This window comes from Pseudoduganella lurida, assembly GCF_007830455.1.
Lineage (GTDB): Bacteria > Pseudomonadota > Gammaproteobacteria > Burkholderiales > Burkholderiaceae_D > Rugamonas > Rugamonas lurida.
The window spans coordinates 1-20,892 of sequence record NZ_VLLB01000016.1; the positions used below are offsets into that span (position 1 = coordinate 1).

The following is a 20,892-nucleotide window of genomic DNA, read 5'->3' on the forward strand; positions in this document are numbered from 1 at the left end:
ACCTTCCAGTGCCATACGTGCCGAACCCTTGATGATTGGCAGGTCGTCGCCCGGGAACTCGTACTTCGAGAGCAGCTCGCGCACTTCCATTTCGACCAGTTCCAGCAGTTCTGCGTCGTCGACCAGGTCGCACTTGTTCAGGAACACGATGATGTAAGGCACGCCAACCTGACGGGCCAGCAGGATGTGTTCGCGGGTCTGCGGCATCGGGCCGTCAGCTGCGGAGCACACCAGGATCGCGCCGTCCATCTGCGCGGCACCGGTAATCATGTTCTTGATGTAGTCGGCGTGGCCTGGGCAGTCAACGTGCGCGTAGTGACGCGATGCCGTTTCGTACTCGACGTGAGCCGTGTTGATCGTGATGCCGCGTGCTTTTTCTTCCGGTGCTGCATCGATCTGGTCGTAGGCTTTCGCTTCGCCGCCGAATTTCTTCGACAGGACGGTTGCGATTGCTGCGGTCAGCGTGGTTTTGCCGTGGTCGACGTGACCGATGGTGCCAACGTTGACGTGCGGTTTGGTCCGCTCAAACTTACCTTTTGCCATTTTATTTCTTCCTTAGAACTTTGATTTAAGGTTGTCCGGCCGGGAGGGTCGCCCCCGGCCGATAAACGCTATTGTGATTTATTTTGCTTTCGCGGTCACGATCGCGTCGATAACGTGCTTCGGCGCTTCGGAGTAGTGCTTGAATTCCATCGTGTACGTTGCACGGCCTTGCGTTGCGGAACGCAGCGAGGTCGAGTAACCGAACATTTCCGACAGCGGGACTTCGGCCTTGATGATCTTGCCGCCGCCGCCCGGGATTTCGTCCATGCCCTGCACCATGCCGCGGCGGGACGACAGGTCGCCCATCACGTTACCGGCGTAGTCTTCCGGCGTTTCCACTTCCACGGCCATCATTGGCTCCAGGATGACCGGCGATGCTTTGCGGCAGCCGTCCTTGAAGGCCATCGAACCGGCCATGCGGAACGCGTTTTCGTTCGAGTCCACGTCGTGGTACGAACCGAAGGTCACGGTGACTTTCACGTCGACGACCGGGTAGCCGGCCAGCACGCCCGAATTCAGCGTCTCGCGCACACCCTTTTCCACCGCAGGGATGTATTCGCGAGGAATCACACCGCCCTTGATGGCGTCGACGAATTCGAAGCCCTTGCCCGGTTCCTGCGGCTCGATCGACAGCACGGCGTGGCCGTACTGACCGCGACCACCGGACTGCTTGACGAACTTGCCTTCGACGTCGGTGACGGCCTTGCGGATCGTTTCGCGGTAAGCCACCTGTGGCTTGCCGACGGTCGCTTCCACGCCGAATTCGCGCTTCATGCGGTCGACGATGATTTCCAGGTGCAGCTCGCCCATACCACCGATGATGGTCTGGCCCGATTCTTCGTCGGTCTTGACGCGGAACGACGGATCTTCCTGTGCCAGGCGGTTCAGCGCCAGGCCCATTTTTTCCTGGTCGGACTTGGTCTTCGGCTCAACGGCCTGCTGGATCACCGGCTCAGGGAAGACCATGCGTTCCAGGATGATCATGGCGGACGGGTCGCACAGCGTTTCGCCGGTCGTCACGTCCTTCAGGCCCACGGCAGCGGCGATGTCGCCAGCGCGCACTTCCTTGATCTCTTCACGCTGGTTGGCGTGCATCTGCAGAATACGACCCAGGCGCTCTTTACGGTTCTTGACCGAGTTCAGCACGGTGTCGCCGGAGTTCACGGTACCGGAGTACACGCGGAAGAACGCCAGCTGGCCCACGAACGGGTCGGTCATGATCTTGAAGGCCAGCGCCGAGAATTTCTCGTCGTCGGCGGCCTTGCGGGTGATCGGCTCTTCGTCGTCGTTCGTACCAGCGACCGGTGGAATGTCCAGCGGCGACGGCAGGTATTCGATGACGGCATCCAGCATGGCCTGCACGCCCTTGTTCTTGAACGCGGTACCGCACATCATCGGCACGATCTCGGAAGCGATCGTACGGGCGCGCAGCGCCTGCTTGATCTCGGCTTCCGTCAGGTCGCCTTCTTCCAGGTACTTGTTCATCAGTTCTTCGTTCGACTCGGCAGCCGCTTCGACCATCTTCTCGCGCCACTCGGCAGCGGAATCAGCCAGTTCGGCCGGGATCTCGACGTAGTCGAACTTCATGCCCTGGGAAGCTTCGTCCCACAGGATGGCCTTCATCTTGACCAGGTCGATCACGCCCTTGAAGTTGTCTTCGGCGCCGATCGGGATCTGGATCAGGACCGGGTTCGCCTTCAGGCGAGCGCGCATCTGCTCGTAGACCTTGAAGAAGTTGGCACCGGTACGGTCCATCTTGTTCACGAAGGCCAGGCGTGGCACCTTGTACTTGTTCGCCTGACGCCACACCGTTTCCGACTGCGGCTGCACGCCACCGACGGCGCAGTAGACCATGCATGCGCCGTCCAGCACGCGCATCGAACGTTCCACTTCGATCGTGAAGTCGACGTGGCCCGGCGTATCGATGATGTTGATGTGGTGCTCTGGGAAGTTGTTCGCCATGCCTTTCCAGAAGCAGGTCGTCGCGGCCGACGTGATCGTGATGCCGCGCTCTTGTTCCTGCTCCATCCAGTCCATGGTTGCTGCGCCGTCGTGCACTTCACCAATCTTGTGGTTCACGCCGGTGTAGAACAGCACGCGCTCGGTGGTGGTCGTCTTACCGGCGTCGATGTGAGCGGAAATACCGATGTTGCGGTAACGCTCGATGGGGGTCTTGCGGGCCATAATGGGATCCTAAATCTTTGAATGGACAAAACCGAGCAACATTCTTTCATGAAAAATGCGCCCGGCTTGAACAAATGGCCGGATTGCTCCGGCCGGACATATTAGAAGCGGAAGTGCGAGAACGCCTTGTTCGCTTCAGCCATGCGGTGCACTTCGTCACGACGCTTCATCGCGCCGCCGCGGCCTTCCGCGGCTTCCAGCAGCTCGCCACCGAGGCGTTGCGGCATGGATTTTTCGCTGCGCTTGTTGGCAGCTTCACGCAGCCAGCGCATCGACAGGGCCAGGCGGCGCACTGGACGCACTTCAACCGGCACCTGGTAGTTGGCGCCACCGACGCGGCGGGACTTCACTTCCACCATCGGCTTGGCGTTGTTGATCGCTGCGGTGAACACTTCCAGTGGATCCTTGCCGGATTTCGACTGGATGTGATCGAATGCACCGTAGATGATGTTCTCTGCGACCGATTTCTTACCGGACAGCATCAGAACGTTAACGAATTTGGCGACTTCGGTGTTGCCGAACTTTGGATCCGGCAGAATTTCGCGCTTGGGTACTTCACGACGACGTGGCATGTCTTTTCCTTCCTGTCTTCAGTTGAGTGCCGCATTTCAGCACTCGCGCGGGCCATCATGACCTCGCACTTACTCGGTCTCGCGACCGCCTCAACTCAAATGAATGTGCACGCAATGTGCACGGCGATTACTTCTTGGCAGCCTTGGCGCGCTTGGCACCGTACTTCGAGCGAGCCTGCTTGCGATCCTTGACGCCCTGGGTATCCAGCGAGCCGCGAACCATGTGGTAACGCACACCCGGCAAGTCTTTCACACGGCCGCCGCGCAGCAGCACGACACTGTGTTCCTGCAGGTTGTGGCCTTCGCCGCCGATGTACGAAATGACTTCGAAACCGTTGGTCAGGCGCACCTTGGCGACTTTACGCAGTGCCGAGTTAGGCTTCTTAGGAGTGGTGGTGTACACACGGGTGCACACGCCACGCTTTTGCGGGCAGTTTTCAAGTGCCGGCGATTTGCTTTTCACGACCAGAGCGGTACGTGGGCTGCGAATCAGTTGATTGATGGTTGGCATCGTTCTAAATCCAACAAAATTACTGCAGTTGACATCCCGGGCAACGAGTTATGTGCCGCCGGGGGCTAAAACCAGTCTCATGGCACCGACGCAAACAGCCACCTTCACAAAAGGCGGCTCGAAAAAGGCGTATACGAGGTGCAGGCTAAAATGAGAACTCGCGAGTATAGAGGTTCCGCAAGGCTCAGTCAACCGCTTTGCCAACCAATCGAACGGTGGACGGCGGCCGCGGCCGGCTGCCCGGCGCGGCAAAAGCACTCCATAATAGCGGCCGTCCCAATCTGTCCTGCCGAGCCACCTTGCCACGCCTGCCCCGCTTTCTGCAACTGCCGCCCTTTTCCGCCTTCGCGCCGGCACGTCGGGCCGCCGGTTCCTGGTCGTCCAGCTTTCTACTGCTGAGCTATCTGGCACTGTCCGCGGTACCGTGGATCCGCGTTCTGCTGGACAATCCCGTGCCGGAAGGCTGGCAGATCCTCGGCATCGAGATCGCCGCCTGGACCGCCGTCTGGGCCTTGTTCAGCCGTCCCGCCTGGTTCCACTGGCTGCTGATTCCCGCCTTCATGGCGCTGCCGACCGAAATCTACCTGCTGGTGTTCTACGGCCAGGGCATCTCCACGCACCACCTGGGCATCCTGGCCGAGACCAGTCCGATGGAGGCGATGGAGTTCCTCGGCAGTAAAGTCTGGACGATGCTGGCCGTGATGGCCCTCGTCGCGGCCTGGTGGGTGCTGACCTTCCGCGCCGCGCGGCAGGCCCGCCACCTGGACTGGACCGGCCCGTCGCGCTGGGTCGCCCTCGGCCTGCTGGCCGGCTTCGGACTGCTGGCGACCTATGCGTGGGAGTTCGGCGCCGGCGTGCCGCCCGCCGCTTCGGCGTCGGCCTCGGCGTCCGCATCGAAGGGCGCCAGCGGCACGCGGGGCGCGCACGTCACCGGCTGGACACTGGCGCCGCTGCCCGAATGGGCCCGCCCGCCCGTGCATTTTTCCGCCTTCATCGATTCCTGGCCGTTCGGGCTGGCCGCGCGCGGCGTCGACTTCTACCGCGAGCGGCGCTATCTCGCCGAGCTGAACGAAACCAGCCGCCGCTTCACCTTCCATGCCAACCAGCCAGCGGCGGACGACGTGCCGGAGACCGTGGTGATGGTGATCGGCGAATCGTCGCGCCAGGACCGCTGGCAGCTGTTCGGCTACGGGCGCGAGACCAACCCGCTGCTGGGCCAGGAGAAGAACCTGGTAACGCTGCCGGACGTGATCACCTCCGTTTCCGCCACCCGCCTGTCGGTGCCCGTGATCATTTCCCGCAAGCCGGCGCGCCAGAGCCTGAAGGATGGCTTCAACGAGAAGTCCTTCATCACCGCCTATAAGGAAGCGGGCTTCCGGACCTGGTGGCTGTCGAACCAGGTCTCGTTCGGCAAGTTCGACACGCCCGTCTCCGTGTTTGCCCGCGAGGCGGACGTGGTGCAGTTCCTCAACCTGGGCGGCTTCTCGAAGACCTCCAACCACGACGCCGTGCTGTTCGAGCCCCTGCGCCGGGCGATGGCCGATCCGGCGCCGAAGAAGCTGATCGTGCTGCACACGCTGGGCAGCCACTGGAACTACAGCCAGCGCTACCCGCAGGCGTTCGACAAGTGGCAGCCTTCGCTGTTCGGGGTCGACAACCCCGTCTACACGGACCTGGCCATCAAGACGCCGCTGAACAACAGCTACGACAACGCCATCCTCTACACCGACTGGTTCCTGGCCCAGGTGGTGGACCGCCTGAAGACGACGCTGACCTCCACCGCCCTGGTGTACGTGGCCGACCACGGCCAGACGCTGTACGACGGCACCTGCCGCCTCGCCTTCCACGGCCACAACACGCAGTTCGAGTTCCGCGTGCCCGCCTTCATGTGGTACTCGGACCAGTACCGCGACCGCTATCCGGACAAGGTCAAGCAGCTCCTCCGCCACCGCAAGGCGAAACTGGCAACGGAAAACATGTTCCATACGCTGCTGGACGTGGCCGACATCCGCTATCCGGACGACCGCCTCGAATGGAGCTTCCTGTCGCCCGCCTTCCAGCGCCACACCCGCTGGGTCGACAGCTACGGCTGGACCGACTACGACAACGCCACCTTGAAGGGCGACTGCCGCGAGATCATCGCGAAGAAGCCGAAGGCGCCGAAAAGCCGCTGACCGCTGCACTGCTCAGCCCGTGTCACATGGTGCCAGGCACCATGACACGAACTCATCCATGTCCTGGTGCCTGGCACCGGGACAACAGTTCAGCTCGTGTCAGGGTGCCAGGCACCATGACACGAACCCGGCAGTATCGGACGGTCGCGGACAGCGCGGACACCGGACAGCGGCGCGCCGAATCCAATGAAATCAAGCACTTGGCATCTGGCACGGTTCCTGCAGAGCATTGCGTATCTTCCACCGACCCGGCCCGACATGATCCGCGACACCTCCTTCCAGGACACCGCCCTTGCCCCGCCCCGCACGCAGGCATGGCGGCGCCGTGCGCTGATCGCTGGCGGGGCGGTCGCGCTGGTGGCCGCGTTTGCCGCCGCGGTCGGCAGCTGGCAGGCGGGCGAGCACAGCGTGGGCGCGGCGCGGCTGCGCATCGCCGAGGTCACGCGCGGCACGCTGGTGCGCGATGCCGCCGTCAATGGCCGCATCGTGGCCGCAATCAGTCCCACGCTGTATTCGACGGCGCCGTCGTCGACGGTGACCCTGCAGGTGCGCGCCGGCGACACGGTGAAGAAGGGCGACGTGCTGGCGACGCTGGAATCGCCCGACCTGGCCGACGAACTGAAGAAGGAACAATCGAGCTACCAGGAACTGGCGGCGGAGGTGGCCCGGCAGCAGATCCTGGCACGCAAGCAGAAGCTGCTGGCGCAGCGCGATGCCGACACGGCGGAGATCGAACGCCTGTCCGCGCAGCGCACGCTGGAGCGCTACGACAGCGTGGCCAACGAAGGCGTGGTCGCCAAGATCGATTACCAGAAGGCGAAGGATGCGCTGCACGCTGCCGAGATCCGCGCGAAGCACGCCACGCAGGCCTCGACCCTGGAGCAGGACGACGTGACGCTGGCGCTGCAGACCAAGACGGCCCAGCTGGCGCGCCAGAAGCTGTCGCTGGCCAATGCCCAGCGGCGCGTCGACGAGCTGACGGTGCGCGCGCCAGTCGATGGTTTCGTCGGCACGCTGAACGTGGCCAACCGCAGCGTGGTGCAGGCGAATACGCCGCTGATGACGCTGGTGGACCTGTCCGCGCTGGAAGTCGAACTCGAGGTGCCCGAGACCTATGTGACGGACCTGGGCCTGGGGATGCGCGCCGAGATCACGGTGAACGGCGCCACCGCTACCGGCAAGCTGTCGGCGCTGTCGCCGGAAGTGGTGAAGAACCAGGTGCTGGCGCGCGTGCGTTTCGATGGCGCCCAGCCGGACGGCCTGCGCCAGAGCCAGCGCGTGCAGGCGCGCCTGCTCATCGACGAGAAGCGCAACGTGCTGACGCTGCCGCGCGGCCCCTTCATGGAAGCCGAGGGCGGGCGCTACGCCTACCGGCTGCAGGACGGCGTGGCCGTACGCACGCCGATCCGCGTGGGCGCCACCAGCATCGGCGCCGTCGAGATCCTGGGCGGCCTGCAGCAGGGCGACAGGGTCGTCATCGCCGGCACCGACGCCTTCGACCATGCCCCGCGCATCCGCATCAACGACTGAACGCGTCGCTACACTCACCCACCGCATCACGTCACCGACAGGAGCCCCGCCATGCTGCGCATGCAGAACCTGAGCAAAGTCTACCGCACCCACATGATCGAAACGCACGCGCTGCGCGGCTTCGAGATCCACGTGAAGAGCGGCGAATTCGTCACCGTCACGGGCCCGTCCGGCTCCGGCAAGACCAGCTTCCTGAACATCGCCGGCCTGCTGGAGGAATTCACGGACGGCGAATACATCCTCGATGGCATCAACGTGAAAGGGCTGGACGACAATGCCCGCTCGAAGCTGCGCAACGAGAAGCTGGGCTTCATCTTCCAGGGCTTCAACCTGATTCCGGACCTGTCGCTGTTCGATAACGTCGACGTGCCGCTGCGCTACCGCGGCTTCAACGCGGCCGAGCGCAAGGAGCGTATCGAGGAAGCGCTGGCGAAGGTGGGCCTGGCCTCGCGCATGAAGCACTACCCGGCCGAACTCTCGGGCGGCCAGCAGCAGCGGGTGGCGATTGCCCGCGCGCTGGCCGGCGCACCGAAGCTGCTGCTGGCCGACGAACCGACCGGCAACCTCGATACGCAGATGGCGCGCGGCGTGATGGAACTGCTCGAAGAGATCAACGCGCAGGGCACCACGATCCTGATGGTCACGCACGATCCCGAGCTGGCCGCGCGCTCGCCGCGCAACGTGCACATCATCGACGGCCAGGTGTCGGACCTGGTGCGCAAATCACCCACGCTGGTGGCCTAGGAGCGCCGATGTTCACCTACTACCTGAAACTGGGTGCGCGCAACCTGCGCCGCAATCCCGCGCTGACGGCCCTGATGGTGCTGACGCTGGCCATCGGCGTGGCGGCCAGCGTGGCCACGCTGACGATCCTGCACGTGATGTCCGGCGACCCGCTGCCGCACAAGAGCAGCCGGCTGGTGGTACCGGCGTTCGACGTGGGAACGCTGGACCGCTGGACGCCCGGCACGCCGGCGGACGATGACCAGCACACCTACCGGGACGCGATGAACCTGCTGGCCGGCGGCCAGGGCGAACGGCGCACCGCGCTGATGGGCGTGGCCGGCCCGCTGCAGCCGGAGCGCCGCGACCTGCCGCCGTTCGACGTCGACGGCGGCGGCGCCACGCGCGATGTCTTCGCCATGTTCGAGATCCCGTTCCGCTTCGGCCAGGCGTGGAGCGCCGCGGACGACAAGGCCGGCGCGGATGTCATCGTCCTGACCCGCAAGCTGTCCGAAAAGCTGTACGGCGACGCCAATCCGGTCGGCCGGCGCGTACGCTTCAGCGGCTTCGATTTCGTCATCACGGGCGTGATGGAGCACTGGGATCCGGTACCGCGCTTCTACCGCGTGCTCGGCATGGGCGCGTTCGACCGCGAGGACGAATTCTTCCTGCCGCTGGCAAGCGCCGTGCGGCACGAGTTGCGCAACAATGGCAGCACCTGGTGCAACAAGCCGTTCGGCGCCGGCTACCAGGCGTTTCTCGACTCCGAATGCACCTGGCTGCAGGTGTGGTTCGAACTGCCGTCGGCGGCCGACCGCCCCGCCCTGCAGGACTGGCTGAACGGCTACACGGCCGAGCAGCGGCGCCTGGGCCGGCTGCCGCGCAAGGCGCCCGTCTACCTGTACGACCTGCCGGAGTGGCTGGTGCACCTGAAAGTGGTCGGCAACGACAACCGCCTGTCTGCCTGGCTGGCGCTCGGCTTCCTGGCACTCTGCCTCGTCAACACGATCGGCCTGCTGCTGGCGAAGTTCTCCGTGCGGGCGTCCGAGGTGGGCGTGCGGCGTGCGCTGGGCGCCACCCGCGGCGACATCTTCCGCCAGTTCCTCACGGAGAGCGCCGTCATCGGCCTGGCCGGCGGCGTGCTGGGCCTGCTGCTGGCGTTCGGTGCGCTGGCCCTGATCTCGCTGCAGTCGAAGGAGCTGGCGCTGGTGGCGCACATGGACTGGCTGATGCTGGCGGCCACGTTCGCGATGGCGGTCGGCGCCGCCGTGCTGGCCGGGCTGCTGCCCACCTGGCGTGCCTGCCAGGTGACGCCGGCGCTGCAGCTCAAATCCCAATAACCGCAGTTCCCACCACGGAGCCACGATCATGGAAATCCGCCCCATCCTGTCCGCCCTGCTGCGCAACAAGACCGGCCCGGTGCTGGTGGCCGTGCAGGTCGCGCTCAGCCTCGCCATCCTGGCCAACGCGCTGCACATCGTCAGCGTGCGCCAGGCAGTCGTCACCCGGCCTTCCGGCGTGGCACAGGAAGACGCCATCTTCACGCTGAAGGTCGGCAACGCGAACGTGAACGCCGGCTTCAACGAGCTGCGCTCCAGCCAGGAGCGCCACCTTGCCCTGCTGCGCGCCCTGCCCGGCGTGGCTGCCGCCGCACAGATCAACCAGGTCCCCCTGTCGACCTCCGGCAACGTCACCAGCATGTCGACCGATCCGAAGCGGGAGCAGGAGCCGGTCGGCGTGTCCTACTACGTGTCGCCCGGTGGACTGATCGATACCTGGGGCCTCAAGCTGGTCGAAGGACGCGCCTTCCTGCCGGCCGAGACGATGGAGATCGAGGTCGGGAAAAGCATGGACAAGCCGGACGTCGTCATCGTCACGAGGGCGCTGGCACGCAAGCTGTGGCCGGCGGGCGGCAGCCATGTGGGCAAGCTGGTCTACTTCGGCGGCGGCGACAGCAGCGCGCGTGTCGTCGGCGTGCTGGAGCGCCTGCAGACCACCACCGGCCAGGTCGACGAGGAAGGGGAATGGTCGATCCTGCAGCCGCTGCGCCGCGTCGCCGCCGGCGCCGCCTACACCGTGCGCGCCGCACCGGGCCAGCGCGACCGCGTGATGGCCGAAGCCGAAGCGGCGCTGCGCAAGGAGGCCAACAACCAGGTTGTGATCCATGCCAAGACGTTCGACCAGGTGCGGGCCGACCGCTACCGCGCCGACCGCGGCCTGGCCTGGATGCTGGTCGCCGTCAGCGTGCTGCTGGTGCTGGTGACGGCCAGCGGCATCGTCGGCATGGCCAGCCTGTGGGTCACGCAGCGCCGCAAGCAGATCGGCGTGCGCCGCGCGCTCGGTGCGCGCAAGGTGGACATCCTGCGCTACTTCATCACCGAGAACGTGATGATCACCAGCGCGGGCGTGGCGGGCGGCGTGCTGGGCGCGCTGGCGCTGAACCACCTGCTGGTCACGCGCCTGGAACTGGCGCGGCTGCCGCCCGGCTACCTGCTGGCCGGCGCCGCCGTGTTCTTCGTGCTCGGCATCGCCGCCGTGTATGGCCCGGCATGGCGCGCCGCCAGTACCTCGCCGGCCATCGCCACCCGCGGGGTCGTTTGAACCCCGGCACCGATGGTATGCTCGCGCCATGCCCACCGTACTGATCATCGACGACAACGCCGCCATCGCCATGGCGCTCGACGTGCTGTTCTCGCTGCACGACATCGACACGCTGCGCGCCGCATCGCCGCAGGAAGGCCTGGCGGTGCTGGAGCGCGCCGGCGCCGTCATCGACCTGGTGATCCAGGACATGAACTTCACGGCCGACACCACCTCCGGCGCGGAAGGCGTGGCGCTGTTCCGTGCGATCCGCGCCCGCCATCCCGACCTGCCGGTGATCCTGCTGACGGCCTGGACGCACCTCGATGCGGCGGTGGACCTGATCAAGGCCGGCGCCGCCGACTACCTGGCCAAGCCGTGGAACGACCACCGCCTGATCGCCACCGTGAAGAACCTGCTGGAACTGGGCCAGGCCAACCGCGCGCTGCGCCAGCGCCTGCAGGGCGACCTGCGGCAGCGCCGTGAACTGGAACAGCATGACCTGCGCGGCCTGGTGTGGCAGGACCCGGCCACCGAACGGGTGATCCACCTGGCCTGCCAGGTGGCGCGCGCCGATGTGCCGGTGCTGGTCAGCGGCCCGAACGGCACCGGCAAGGAACGCATCGCCGAGATCATCCAGGCCAACTCGCCGGTGGCGCACGGTCCGTTCGTGGTGCTCAACTGCGGCGCGCTGCCGGCCGAGCTGATCGAGGCCGAGCTGTTCGGCGCCGATGCGGGTGCCTACACGGGCGCGTCGAAGGCCCGGGAAGGCAAGTTCGAGGCGGCCGATGGCGGCACGCTGTTCCTCGACGAGATCGGCAACCTGCCGCTGGCCGGCCAGATGAAACTGCTGCGCGTGCTGGAAACGGGCCGCTTCGAGCGCCTCGGCTCGAACCGCGAACGCCAGGTGCAGGTGCGCATCGTCAGCGCCACCAATGCCGACCTGCCGGCAATGATCCGTGCCGGCACCTTCCGCGAAGACCTGTATTACCGCCTCAACGTGATCGAGCTGAAGCTGCCGGCGCTGGCGGCCCGGCCCGGCGACGTGCTGCCGCTGGCGCGCCACTTCCTGGGCGGGGAGAAGCGCCTGCGCCCGGACGCGGAGGCGGCGCTGCTGGCGCATTCCTGGCCTGGCAATGTGCGCGAGCTGAAGAACGTGATGGCGCGCGCGCGGCTGCTGGCCAGCGGCAGCGAGATCGGTGCGGCCGACCTGGGCCTGCCGCCGGCACCCGTGGCAGCCGTGGCGCCTTTGCCCGACGTGGAACCGGACCGCGACGCGATCGCCGGTGCCCTGGCGCGCGCCAGTGGCGTGGTGGCGCAGGCCGCCGCGGAACTGGGGCTGTCGCGCCAGGCGCTGTACCGCCGCATGGAGCGGCTCGGCATCGCGCGGCCCTGATGGCGGGGCAACCGGCGTCCGGCACGGGCCGGCGGCCAGCGCGCTTCCGCGTTTCCCTGCTCGTGCGCTGGTCCGCGCTGGTCGGCACGCTGCTGGCCGCCGCCGTCGTGTTCGCGCTGGTGCTCGACCGGTATCTCCCGCCTGGCCTGCCGCACCGTCCCGTGCTCGTCGTGGCGCTCTGCCTGCTGGGCACCCTGCCGCTCGCCGTGCTGGTCATCCGCGCCCACCTCGCGCCGGCCCTGTCGCTGTATCGCGCGCTGGCCGGCACCGTCACGAGCTACCGCGACGGCGACTTTTCCTTCGGCCTGCACTGGCCGCACGACGACGAACTGCGCGACCTGGTCGACGGCCACAATGCGCTGGGCGAAGTGCTGCGCGAGCAGCGCCTGAACCTGGTGCAGCGCGAACTGCTGCTCGACACGATGGTGCAGAACACGCCGGTGGCCATGCTGCTGGTGGCCGATGGCGTGGCCGAGAAGAAGCCCGAGAAGCAGGACGACGGCGCCGCCATCGTCTACGCGAACATCGCGGCGCGCCACCTGCTGGGCGAGGGCCGCAAGCTGGAAGGCCAGCGCCTGCCCGCCGTGCTGGAGCGCGCCGCGTCGGCCCTGCGCGAAGCCGTGGCGCGCGGCGGCGACGGCCTGTTCACCATCGGCGAAGGCGAGACCGAGGAAGTGTTCCACCTGGCGCGGCGCCGCTTCAACCTGAACGGGCGGCGCCACGAACTGCTGCTGCTGCGCCAGCTGACGCTGGAACTGCGCCGCCAGGAGGTGCAGACGTGGAAGAAGGTCATCCGCGTGATCAGCCATGAGCTGAACAATTCGCTGGCGCCATTGACGTCGCTGGCCCATTCCGGCGCGGAGCTGGTGCGGCGCGGCCAGGTGGAGCGCCTGCCGCAGATCCTGGCCACGATCGAGGAGCGCACGCGGCACCTGGAGAGCTTCATCCTGGGCTACGCCCGTTTCGCCAAGCTGCCGGCACCGCGCCGGGAAGCGCAGGCGTGGGCACCGTTCCTGGAGCGGCTGGCCGCGCAGGCCACCTTCATGCTGGCCGCGGAACCGCCCGCCGAGCCGGCCGCGTTCGACGCCGCGCAGCTCGAACAGGCCCTCCTGAACCTGGTGAAGAACGCCCACGAATCCGGCTCGCCGGCAGGCGCCGTCACGCTGGAAATCCGCCACCTGCAGGGCATGGCACGGATCGACGTGCAGGACCGCGGCCCCGGCATGAGCGACACGGTGCTGGCCAACGCACTGGTGCCCTTCTATTCGACCAAGCGCAGCGGCACGGGCCTGGGGCTGGCGCTGGCGCGCGAGATCGCCGAGGCGCATGGCGGGCGCATCACGCTGGCCAACCGCGCCGGCGGCGGCCTGGCCGTGACGCTCATCCTGCCGGTCGAAGGCAGCGGCGCGGCGCACTAGGAGGTGCCGCGTTCGAACGCGTCGGCGCGCTTGACGAATTGAGGGTCCGCACGCGGGCACGACAAAGCCCGGCCGGCGCTGCCGGGCAATCCTATTGTGTCCTTTGGGCGGTCCGCGGTGGACTGCCATTTTCTACGGGGACCATCATGAAACCGAGCATGCAACATCTTGCTGGCAGGTCGCTGCGACGGGCGGCACTGGCCATCGCGCTGCTGGCGGGCGGCGCCGTCCAGGCGGACGACATCGTCACCAACGTCAACCTGGGCGGCGACGTGCCCGGCGTACTGTCCGGCGGGTTCGGCGTCACGCACCTGGAAAGCGGCGCCTTCGAGGACAGGATCCACCTGTCACCCACCAGCGGCAGCTGGTTCGTCGATTCGTCCATCATCACGGTGGGCCTGCAGCCGGCCACGAACCTCGATTTCACGGCGGCGGACATCAACGGCTACGCCATGACGCTGACCGCGCCGGGGATTTTCGAGTACGGCTCGCTGATCGGCCAGGGCCCCATCACGGGGCCGCTGGTGCTCACCGTTCATGGCAATGTGCAGGGGATCGGCGGCGTGGCATCGGCCAGCTACGGCGGCACCGTCAATATCAGTCCGATACCGGAACCATCGACGGGTGCGATGTTGTTGGCTGGCATGGGGCTGGTGGCATATATTTCCCGGCGGCGACGTAATTAGTGCCTAAAAGCAGCGAAAATACGCTAAAAGATGCCAGAACGAAATTTTCGGCATCTTTTAGCATATAAATGTGTAACATTCTTAAGATACGATTGACTCAAGCTTAGAGCTCGCTTAACTTAGCGCTTCGACAAGAATGTCAATCAATTGAGGAAACACATGAACCTGAAATCACTCGTCCTGGCCGCCGCCCTCCTGCCTGCCGCCATCGGCTCCGCTTACGCTAACGACTACACGTCGCCGGTCATCGACCTGGCGGGCGGTCCGACCCAGTGGTCGACGTTCTTCGGCGCGACCCACACCGCTGGCGCGTTCACCGATACGTACACGTTCAGCTACTCGGGCGCCGATGCAGTCGCTCGCGGCCACTTCCTGAACACCGGCTTCCTGGGCATGTTCGACATCGACTTCACGTCGGCCACGCTGAACGGCACCGCCCTGAACACGTTCAACCTGGGCACGCCACTGCTGTCGGCCTCCGGCTCGCTGTTCAACGAAGTGCCGGTCGACGGTCTGGTGACCCTGGTCATCAAGGGCAACACCAAGAGCGATATCGCCAGCTACGCCGGCACGCTGAACCTGGTGTCGGCCGTGCCGGAACCAACCACCTACGGCATGCTGCTGGGTGGCATGGGCGTGCTGGCCTTCCTGGCCCGTCGCCGCAAGCAGAAGTAATCCGGATTCATTCCGAACAAAGGCGCTCCGGCGCCTTTTTTTACGCCCGCTGGCGATGCTGGCGTGGGCTGGTAAACTCACGCCATGCAGAACCTCCGTTTCGACCAGCCTGGCCACCCTCCCGCCACCATCACCGAATTCCAGGGCGTACGCTCGCTGCACCTCGGCACCTCCTGGGTGCAGGGCGCCATGCGCCTGGCGAAGCCCGATGCCATCGAGCTCGAATACGTGCAGATGATGATGATGTGGATGCTGTTCGTCGAGCAGCCACGCGCCATCGCGCAGCTGGGCCTGGGCAGCGCCGCACTCACCAAGTTCTGCTACCAGCGCTTCCCGCAGGCGCGCGTGGCGGCGGCCGAACTGAATCCGAACGTGATCGCGATCTGCGCATCGCAGTTCGGCCTGCCGCCCAACGATGCGCGGCTGGACGTGCGCGAGATGGATGCGCTGGACTTCGTCAACGACCCCGCCAACCATGGCCGCTTCGACGTGCTGCAGGTGGACCTGTACGACGAGGAAGCCCGCGGTCCCGTGCTCGACTCCCCCGAGTTCTACCAGGCTTGCAGCGACTGCCTTGCCGAAGGCGGCGTCATGACCGCCAATGTGTTCGGCGAATTCGACAACTACGACCGCAACCTGCAGCACATGGCGCTGGCGTTCGACGCGGTGGTGTGGCTGCCCGAGGTACACGATGCGAACATCGTGGTGGTGGCGTTCAAGAATGCGCCCGTGCTGGATTTCTCGGTGCTGTACGAGCGCGCCGCGGCCATCCGCAAGACCTACAACCTGCCGGCGAAGAAGTGGGTGGACGGCCTGAAGGAGTGGATGCTGGACCAGGCGTAGCCGGCCGCATGCGGGCACCGGCTTGCGCCCTGCAATTGTTGCAGAAAGGTTACATCGATCCCGATTTTCCAGCCACAAACGTGCCGAAGGGACAAGAGAATACGGGAGAGCCCGATATAAATCGAGCAATATTTTCACCCCGTCCATTCGACGCAACACCCATGTTACAACTTTGTTACGGGGCGGTTAGACTCAGCGCGGAACACCTCACCGCATGCTTCGCTAACCATACTACCGACGACAAAGACACATGAAGCAGACCACCTACCGCCGCACCGTACTGGCCAGCGCCGCACTGCTGCTGGCCGCCCAGGGCTACGCTCAAAATGCCGCCGCCCAGAATGCCTCTGCCGATCCCCAGGCCGAGCAACAAAGTGTGGTCGTGCTGGGCTCGCGCTCGGCGGCCCGTACCGCCCTCGACACCGCCGCGCCGGTGGGCCTGATCAACGTGAAGGACATGCAGACGGCCGGCCCGCTGGAACTGGGCAAGCTGCTGCAGACGCTCGACCCGTCGTTCAACTTCTCGTCGACCTTCATCAGCGACGGCACCGACATCATCCGCCCCGCCACCCTGCGCTCGCTGGGCCCTGACCAGCTGCTGGTGCTGATCAACGGCAAGCGCCGCCACCAGCAGGCGCTCGTCAACGTGCAGCAGACGGTGGGCCGCGGTTCGGCCGGTACCGACATCAACGCGATCCCGCTGTCCGCCATCCACCATATCGAGGTGCTGCGCGATGGCGCCGCCGCGCAGTACGGTTCCGATGCGATCGCCGGCGTGATCAACATCGTGCTGAAGTCGAACATCAACGAAACGCAGGTCTCCGGCCAGCTGGGCACCACGTCCGAAGGCGATGGCGACATGATCTCCGGCAGCGTCAACCGCGGCTGGGCGCTGGGCACCGATGGCGGCTACATCAACGTCTCCGTGGAAGGCCGCAGCCGCAAGGAAACCAATCGCGCCGGCCTCGATACGGCGCGCACCGATCCGCCCCGCGTCACGCAGCGCATCGGCGACAGCGATGCCAAGGATGCCTACCTGTGGGCCAATGCCGCGCTGCCGGCCGGCGCCGGCGGCGAGTTCTACGCGTTCGGCGGCGCCTCGAAGCGCAAGGGCGATTCGTCCGGCTTCTTCCGCCCGGCCGGCGACGACCGCACCGTGGCCGCCGTGTACCCGGACGGCTACCTGCCGAACATCCGCACCACGGTGAAGGATGCCTCGCTGGCGGTGGGCTTCCGCCAGGACCTGCCGAACGACTGGAAAGCCGACGTCTCCATCACCCACGGCCGCAGCGAACTCGACTTCCACGAGAAACAGACGATCAACGTCAGCTACTGGTACGAGCCCCGCCCGAACGGCGGCATCTATGGCGAATCGCCACTGGAAGCCGATACGGGCAAGCTGAAATTCAACCAGACCACGTTCAATGCCGACCTGAAGGGTCCCCTGACGACGGGACCGAACGGCCTGTTCTTCGCCACCGGCTTCGAGTGGCGCCGCGACGGCTACGAGATCGTGGCGGGCGACCCCGTGTCCTACCAGTACGGCCGCACCAACAACCCGGGGATCCAGATCCTGACGCCGGCCGGCACCATCGCCGGTTCCGGCACGCAGGGCTTCCCGGGCTACACGCCATCCACCGAGGTCGACGCCAGCCGCCACAACATCGCGCTGTACGGCGAACTGGAATGGCGCCCGGCCGACACGCTGGTGCTGAGCGGCGCGGCGCGCTACGAAAAATACTCGGACTTCGGCAACACCACCACCGGTAAAGTCACCGCGCGCTGGGATCCGTCGAAGCAGGTGGGCGTGCGCGGCAGTTATTCGTCCGGCTTCCGCGCCCCGGGCGTGCAGCAGGCGTTCTACAGCTCCGTGTCGACCAACCTGAACGCCGCCGGCGTGCTGACCGAAACGCTCACGGCGCGCCAGGACAGCGCCGTCACGCGTGCGCTGGGCATCGCGCCGCTGAAGGAGGAAACCTCGCGCAATGCCAGCGTGGGCCTGGTGCTGCGGCCCCTGCCGAACTTCTCGCTGACGGCGGACCTGTACCAGATCAAGATCAAGGACCGCATCGTGTTCTCCAGCACGATCGCGCCGGAAGCGAACGGCGGGCCGATCGCCAATGTGCTCACGCCGCTGAAGGTGGGCCAGGCGCAGTTCTTCACGAACGCCGTCGACACCAAGACGAAGGGCCTGGACATCGTGGCCGAGCACACCACGCGCTGGACCGGTTCCACGCTGGTGCTGTCCGGCCAGCTGGGCTTCAACAAGACGGAAGTGACGGGCCGCCACTCCACCTCGTCGATCCTGACGGGCGAGCAGCTGTTCGACGCCTCGCAGGTGACGCTGATCGAGCACGGCCAGCCGCGCAAGCACCACGTGCTGTCGGCCGACTACACCACCGGCCCTTGGAACGGCAATGTGCGCGCCAACTACTACGGCGAGGTGCAAGGCCAGGGCTTCACGCCGGGCTTCATCCAGACCTGGGAAGGCAAGTGGATCGCCGACATGACGCTGCGCTACAGCTTCACGAAGAAGCTCAGCGCGCAGTTCGGCGTGAACAACGTGTTCGACACCTATCCGACGGAGTGGGACAAGACGCGCGCCGCACCGTTCCCGCAGCTGGGCTTCACGCGCTGCTGGGAGACCTGCCCGTTCGGCATCAACGGCCGCAGCCTGTACGTGCGGGGTGACTACGCCTTCTGACGGCGCGGCGCCTGACGCACCCGAAGCGCCGGCTTGCCGGCGCTTTTCTTTTGCGCGTCCGGCGTGCCTCGTGCATTACTCTGGTATGCGGCCAGGTGGATCACGGCCGCCAGCCGTTTCACCAGGTCATCCATCTGCCCGGCCGGCACCTGCGCGTAGCCCAGCATGAGGCCATTCCACTGCGCGTTCCACTGGCCAGTGTTGCCAGGCGCCTCCCCCACCGCGTGCGCCGACAGCGCATTGACGATGATGCCCTCCTCCCGCGCCCCCGCGCGAATCGCGTCATCGTGCAGCGCATCGGGCAGGCGCAGCGACAGGTGCATGCCGGCCGAGGCGCCGTGCACTTCGGCGATGCTGCCCAGGTGCTGCCCGAGCGCCGCCACCAGCGCATCGCGCCGCTGCCGGTACAGGCGGCGCATGCGGCGCAGGTGCAGCGCGAACTGGCCGCTGCGCAGGAAAGCGGCCAGCGCCAGCTGCTCGGCCGGCCGGCCGCTCGATGCCGACTGCGCGCGCATCACAGCCAGCGCCGGCGCCAGTGCCGCCGGCACCACCAGGTAGCCGATGCGCAGGGCCGGGAACATCGTCTTGCTGAAGGTGCCGCTGTACAGCACCGGTGCATCGTCGGCCAGGCCCTGCATCGCCGGCAGCGGCGGGCCATCGTGGCGGAACTCGCTGTCGTAGTCGTCTTCGATGATCAGCGCGCCGGCGCGGCGGGCACCGTCCAGCAGGGCCAGGCGCCGCGGCAGCGACAGCACGGTGCCCACCGGGTACTGGTGCGATGGCGTGGTGTAGATAAGGCGGGGCCGGCGCGTCTTCCAGTCATCCGCCGCGGGTGCCATGCCATCGCCGTCCACAGCGATGCCTTCCACCGCCAGCTCGGCGGCGCGGAAGGCCGCCAGCGCGCCCTGGTAGCCGGGGTTTTCCATCCAGACGGTCTCGCCGCGGTCGGCGAAGGCGCGCGCGCACAGGTCCAGCGTGGCCTGGCTGCCGTCCGTGATGAACACCTGGTCCGCCTCGCACACCACGCCGCGCGAGGCGCGCAGGTAATCGGCGATCGCCGCGCGCAGCGCCGGTTCGCCGGCCGGGTCGCCGTAGTTCAGCTGCGCCGCGTCGAGCTCGCGCCAGGCGCGGTCCAGCAGGCGGCGCCAGTGCGCCAGCGGAAAGGCGGCCAGGTCCGGCACGCCCGGCACGAAGGCCGCGCCGCTGCGTGCGCCGGCCACCATGCGCCGCAGGTCCAGCGCACGGCGTGCCAGGCCCGCTTCCGGCACGGCCGCCGCATTGCGCCGTGGCGGCTTCACCGCACCGTTGTCGATGCGCGCGACCACCGTGCCACGCCGGTCCGGCACCACGAAGCCTTCGCTGGCCAGCTGCTCGTAGGCATACAGCACCGTGTTGCGTGCCACGCCCAGTTCGGCCGCCAGCGCGCGCGTGGCCACCAGCCGCGTGCCGGGCGCCAGCGTGCCGGCGCGGATCGCGTGGCGCAGGCATTCGTGCAGCAGGCGCTGGCGCGGCCAGCCATGGTGGCCGTGCTCGCGGCCGAACGAAGACAGCAGCAGCGCATAGTCCATCGTGGTTCCATCTTTTGATGCGCTCCTGGACCTGTTCCGGGAGCCAGCCAGGCCATTATAGTGGGCTGCATCACGACCATTCCACCACCGCCATTCATCCATGATCGGAGAGCATGAACACCCAGTCCCCTTCCCCGCGCACGCAAGTCAAACGGTCCGCGCACAATGCCAGCTACGAGCCCGCCCTGCTGCATGCCATCCTCGATGCGGCCTGGATCTGCCACATCGCCTTCGGGGATGCGAAGGGCATCCACTGCATTCCCACCGCGTGCTGGCGCAGCGGCGAGTACCTGTACATCCATGGTTCCAACGGCAGCCGCATGGTCAGGCAGCTGCTGGAACAGGAGTGCTGCGTGACGGTCACGCACGTGGACGGCCTGGTGCTGGCGCGCGCCGCGTTCAACCATTCGATGAACTACCGCAGCGCCGTGATCTATGGCCGCTTCGAGCTGGTCGAAGACGCCGGCAAGCGCGCCGCGCTCGATGCGTTCATGGCGCACCTGGTGCCGGGCCGCGAGCACGAAGCACGCCCCGGCAACGACCGGGAATTCGCCGCCACGACGGTGCTGCGCCTGCCGCTGGCGGAAGCCGCCTGCAAGACGCGCACGGGTCCGCCGAAGGACGACGAGGCGGACCTGGCGCTGCCCGTCTGGGCCGGCGTGCTGCCGCTGCGCGCGGCCGGCGGGGTACCGGTACCCGCGGAAGGCTGCACGACGCCGGCGCCGGCGTACGTGAGCGGCTGGCAGGATCGCCCGGACAACTAGGAAGCCCAGGACAGCCGGCTT

17 protein-coding genes are annotated in these 20,892 nt (G+C 66.6%); 12 read left to right on the forward strand and 5 right to left on the reverse strand.

What is annotated here, in order from left to right:
* The 4 genes from IP91_RS25375 to rpsL form a co-directional block, all read right to left on the reverse strand.
* A partial coding sequence (locus IP91_RS25375; protein ID WP_145653313.1) for a GTP-binding protein occupies window positions 1–543 on the reverse strand: 543 nt, incomplete at its 3' end.
* Between the two features lie 78 nt (window positions 544–621).
* A complete protein-coding gene (fusA, locus tag IP91_RS25380) occupies window positions 622–2,727 on the reverse strand; it encodes an elongation factor G (RefSeq protein WP_145653315.1) in 2,106 nt (701 codons plus the stop codon).
* A 101-nt stretch (window positions 2,728–2,828) separates the two neighbouring features.
* Entirely contained in the window at window positions 2,829–3,299 is a 471-nt protein-coding gene (gene rpsG, locus IP91_RS25385) for a 30S ribosomal protein S7 (RefSeq protein WP_145653317.1), read from the reverse strand.
* 127 nt (window positions 3,300–3,426) lie between these two features.
* Window positions 3,427–3,810 (reverse strand): 30S ribosomal protein S12, encoded by a 384-nt coding sequence (rpsL, locus tag IP91_RS25390; protein ID WP_145653319.1) that lies wholly within the window; start codon window positions 3,808–3,810, stop codon window positions 3,427–3,429.
* Window positions 3,811–4,109: 299 nt separating this feature from the next.
* Here rpsL and IP91_RS25395 point away from each other — a divergent pair, with 299 nt between their 5' ends.
* The 11 genes from IP91_RS25395 (at window position 4,110) to IP91_RS25445 (ending at window position 18,539) form a co-directional block, all read left to right on the forward strand.
* Window positions 4,110–5,984 (forward strand): phosphoethanolamine transferase, encoded by a 1,875-nt coding sequence (locus IP91_RS25395; protein ID WP_229474964.1) that lies wholly within the window; start codon window positions 4,110–4,112, stop codon window positions 5,982–5,984.
* A 258-nt stretch (window positions 5,985–6,242) separates the two neighbouring features.
* Complete coding sequence (locus IP91_RS25400; protein WP_145653321.1) at window positions 6,243–7,514, forward strand: efflux RND transporter periplasmic adaptor subunit; 1,272 nt, start codon at window positions 6,243–6,245, stop codon at window positions 7,512–7,514.
* 51 nt (window positions 7,515–7,565) lie between these two features.
* Complete coding sequence (locus IP91_RS25405; RefSeq protein ID WP_145653323.1) at window positions 7,566–8,258, forward strand: ABC transporter ATP-binding protein; 693 nt, start codon at window positions 7,566–7,568, stop codon at window positions 8,256–8,258.
* A gap of 8 nt (window positions 8,259–8,266) precedes the next feature.
* Window positions 8,267–9,577, forward strand: coding sequence for an ABC transporter permease (locus tag IP91_RS25410; protein ID WP_145653325.1), 1,311 nt, complete (start codon window positions 8,267–8,269; stop codon window positions 9,575–9,577).
* A gap of 28 nt (window positions 9,578–9,605) precedes the next feature.
* Window positions 9,606–10,838: an ABC transporter permease gene (locus IP91_RS25415; protein ID WP_145653327.1), complete on the forward strand. Its 1,233-nt coding sequence runs from the start codon at window positions 9,606–9,608 to the stop codon at window positions 10,836–10,838.
* Between the two features lie 28 nt (window positions 10,839–10,866).
* Window positions 10,867–12,213: a sigma-54-dependent transcriptional regulator gene (locus tag IP91_RS25420; RefSeq protein WP_145653329.1), complete on the forward strand. Its 1,347-nt coding sequence runs from the start codon at window positions 10,867–10,869 to the stop codon at window positions 12,211–12,213.
* On the forward strand, window positions 12,213–13,631 hold the full coding sequence (locus tag IP91_RS25425) for a sensor histidine kinase (protein ID WP_145653331.1): 1,419 nt from the start codon (window positions 12,213–12,215) through the stop codon (window positions 13,629–13,631). Before IP91_RS25420 ends, IP91_RS25425 begins: the two co-directional genes overlap by 1 nt.
* 158 nt (window positions 13,632–13,789) lie before the next feature.
* Window positions 13,790–14,317, forward strand: a complete 528-nt coding sequence (locus tag IP91_RS26315) for an FxDxF family PEP-CTERM protein (RefSeq protein ID WP_199754768.1) — start codon at window positions 13,790–13,792, stop codon at window positions 14,315–14,317.
* A gap of 159 nt (window positions 14,318–14,476) precedes the next feature.
* Window positions 14,477–14,992, forward strand: a complete 516-nt coding sequence (locus IP91_RS25435) for an FxDxF family PEP-CTERM protein (protein ID WP_145653333.1) — start codon at window positions 14,477–14,479, stop codon at window positions 14,990–14,992.
* Between the two features lie 84 nt (window positions 14,993–15,076).
* On the forward strand, window positions 15,077–15,835 hold the full coding sequence (locus tag IP91_RS25440) for a fused MFS/spermidine synthase (RefSeq protein ID WP_145653337.1): 759 nt from the start codon (window positions 15,077–15,079) through the stop codon (window positions 15,833–15,835).
* A gap of 250 nt (window positions 15,836–16,085) precedes the next feature.
* Window positions 16,086–18,539 carry a TonB-dependent receptor plug domain-containing protein gene (locus tag IP91_RS25445; protein WP_145653339.1) on the forward strand — a complete coding sequence of 818 codons (2,454 nt, stop codon included), beginning with the start codon at window positions 16,086–16,088 and terminating at the stop codon, window positions 18,537–18,539.
* On the opposite strand, the gene pdxR is transcribed toward IP91_RS25445, so the two are convergent.
* A complete protein-coding gene (gene pdxR / locus IP91_RS25450; protein ID WP_145653355.1) occupies window positions 18,527–20,107 on the reverse strand; it encodes a MocR-like pyridoxine biosynthesis transcription factor PdxR in 1,581 nt (526 codons plus the stop codon). The genes IP91_RS25445 and pdxR overlap by 13 nt on opposite strands.
* 113 nt (window positions 20,108–20,220) lie before the next feature.
* Between pdxR and IP91_RS25455 the strand changes: the two genes are divergently transcribed.
* Window positions 20,221–20,871 (forward strand): pyridoxamine 5'-phosphate oxidase family protein, encoded by a 651-nt coding sequence (locus IP91_RS25455; protein ID WP_145653356.1) that lies wholly within the window; start codon window positions 20,221–20,223, stop codon window positions 20,869–20,871.
* The last annotated feature ends 21 nt before the right edge of the window (window positions 20,872–20,892 follow it).

Coding starts and splice junctions, on each gene's coding strand:
- fusA (WP_145653315.1), bottom strand. CDS start 2,727: ATGGCCCGCAAGACCCCCATCGAGCGTTACCGCAACATCGGTATTTCC.
- rpsG (WP_145653317.1), bottom strand. CDS start 3,299: ATGCCACGTCGTCGTGAAGTACCCAAGCGCGAAATTCTGCCGGATCCA.
- rpsL (WP_145653319.1), bottom strand. CDS start 3,810: ATGCCAACCATCAATCAACTGATTCGCAGCCCACGTACCGCTCTGGTC.
- IP91_RS25400 (WP_145653321.1), top strand. CDS start 6,243: ATGATCCGCGACACCTCCTTCCAGGACACCGCCCTTGCCCCGCCCCGC.
- IP91_RS25405 (WP_145653323.1), top strand. CDS start 7,566: ATGCTGCGCATGCAGAACCTGAGCAAAGTCTACCGCACCCACATGATC.
- IP91_RS25410 (WP_145653325.1), top strand. CDS start 8,267: ATGTTCACCTACTACCTGAAACTGGGTGCGCGCAACCTGCGCCGCAAT.
- IP91_RS25415 (WP_145653327.1), top strand. CDS start 9,606: ATGGAAATCCGCCCCATCCTGTCCGCCCTGCTGCGCAACAAGACCGGC.
- IP91_RS25420 (WP_145653329.1), top strand. CDS start 10,867: ATGCCCACCGTACTGATCATCGACGACAACGCCGCCATCGCCATGGCG.
- IP91_RS25425 (WP_145653331.1), top strand. CDS start 12,213: ATGGCGGGGCAACCGGCGTCCGGCACGGGCCGGCGGCCAGCGCGCTTC.
- IP91_RS26315 (WP_199754768.1), top strand. CDS start 13,790: ATGCAACATCTTGCTGGCAGGTCGCTGCGACGGGCGGCACTGGCCATC.
- IP91_RS25435 (WP_145653333.1), top strand. CDS start 14,477: ATGAACCTGAAATCACTCGTCCTGGCCGCCGCCCTCCTGCCTGCCGCC.
- IP91_RS25440 (WP_145653337.1), top strand. CDS start 15,077: ATGCAGAACCTCCGTTTCGACCAGCCTGGCCACCCTCCCGCCACCATC.
- IP91_RS25445 (WP_145653339.1), top strand. CDS start 16,086: ATGAAGCAGACCACCTACCGCCGCACCGTACTGGCCAGCGCCGCACTG.
- pdxR (WP_145653355.1), bottom strand. CDS start 20,107: ATGGACTATGCGCTGCTGCTGTCTTCGTTCGGCCGCGAGCACGGCCAC.
- IP91_RS25455 (WP_145653356.1), top strand. CDS start 20,221: ATGAACACCCAGTCCCCTTCCCCGCGCACGCAAGTCAAACGGTCCGCG.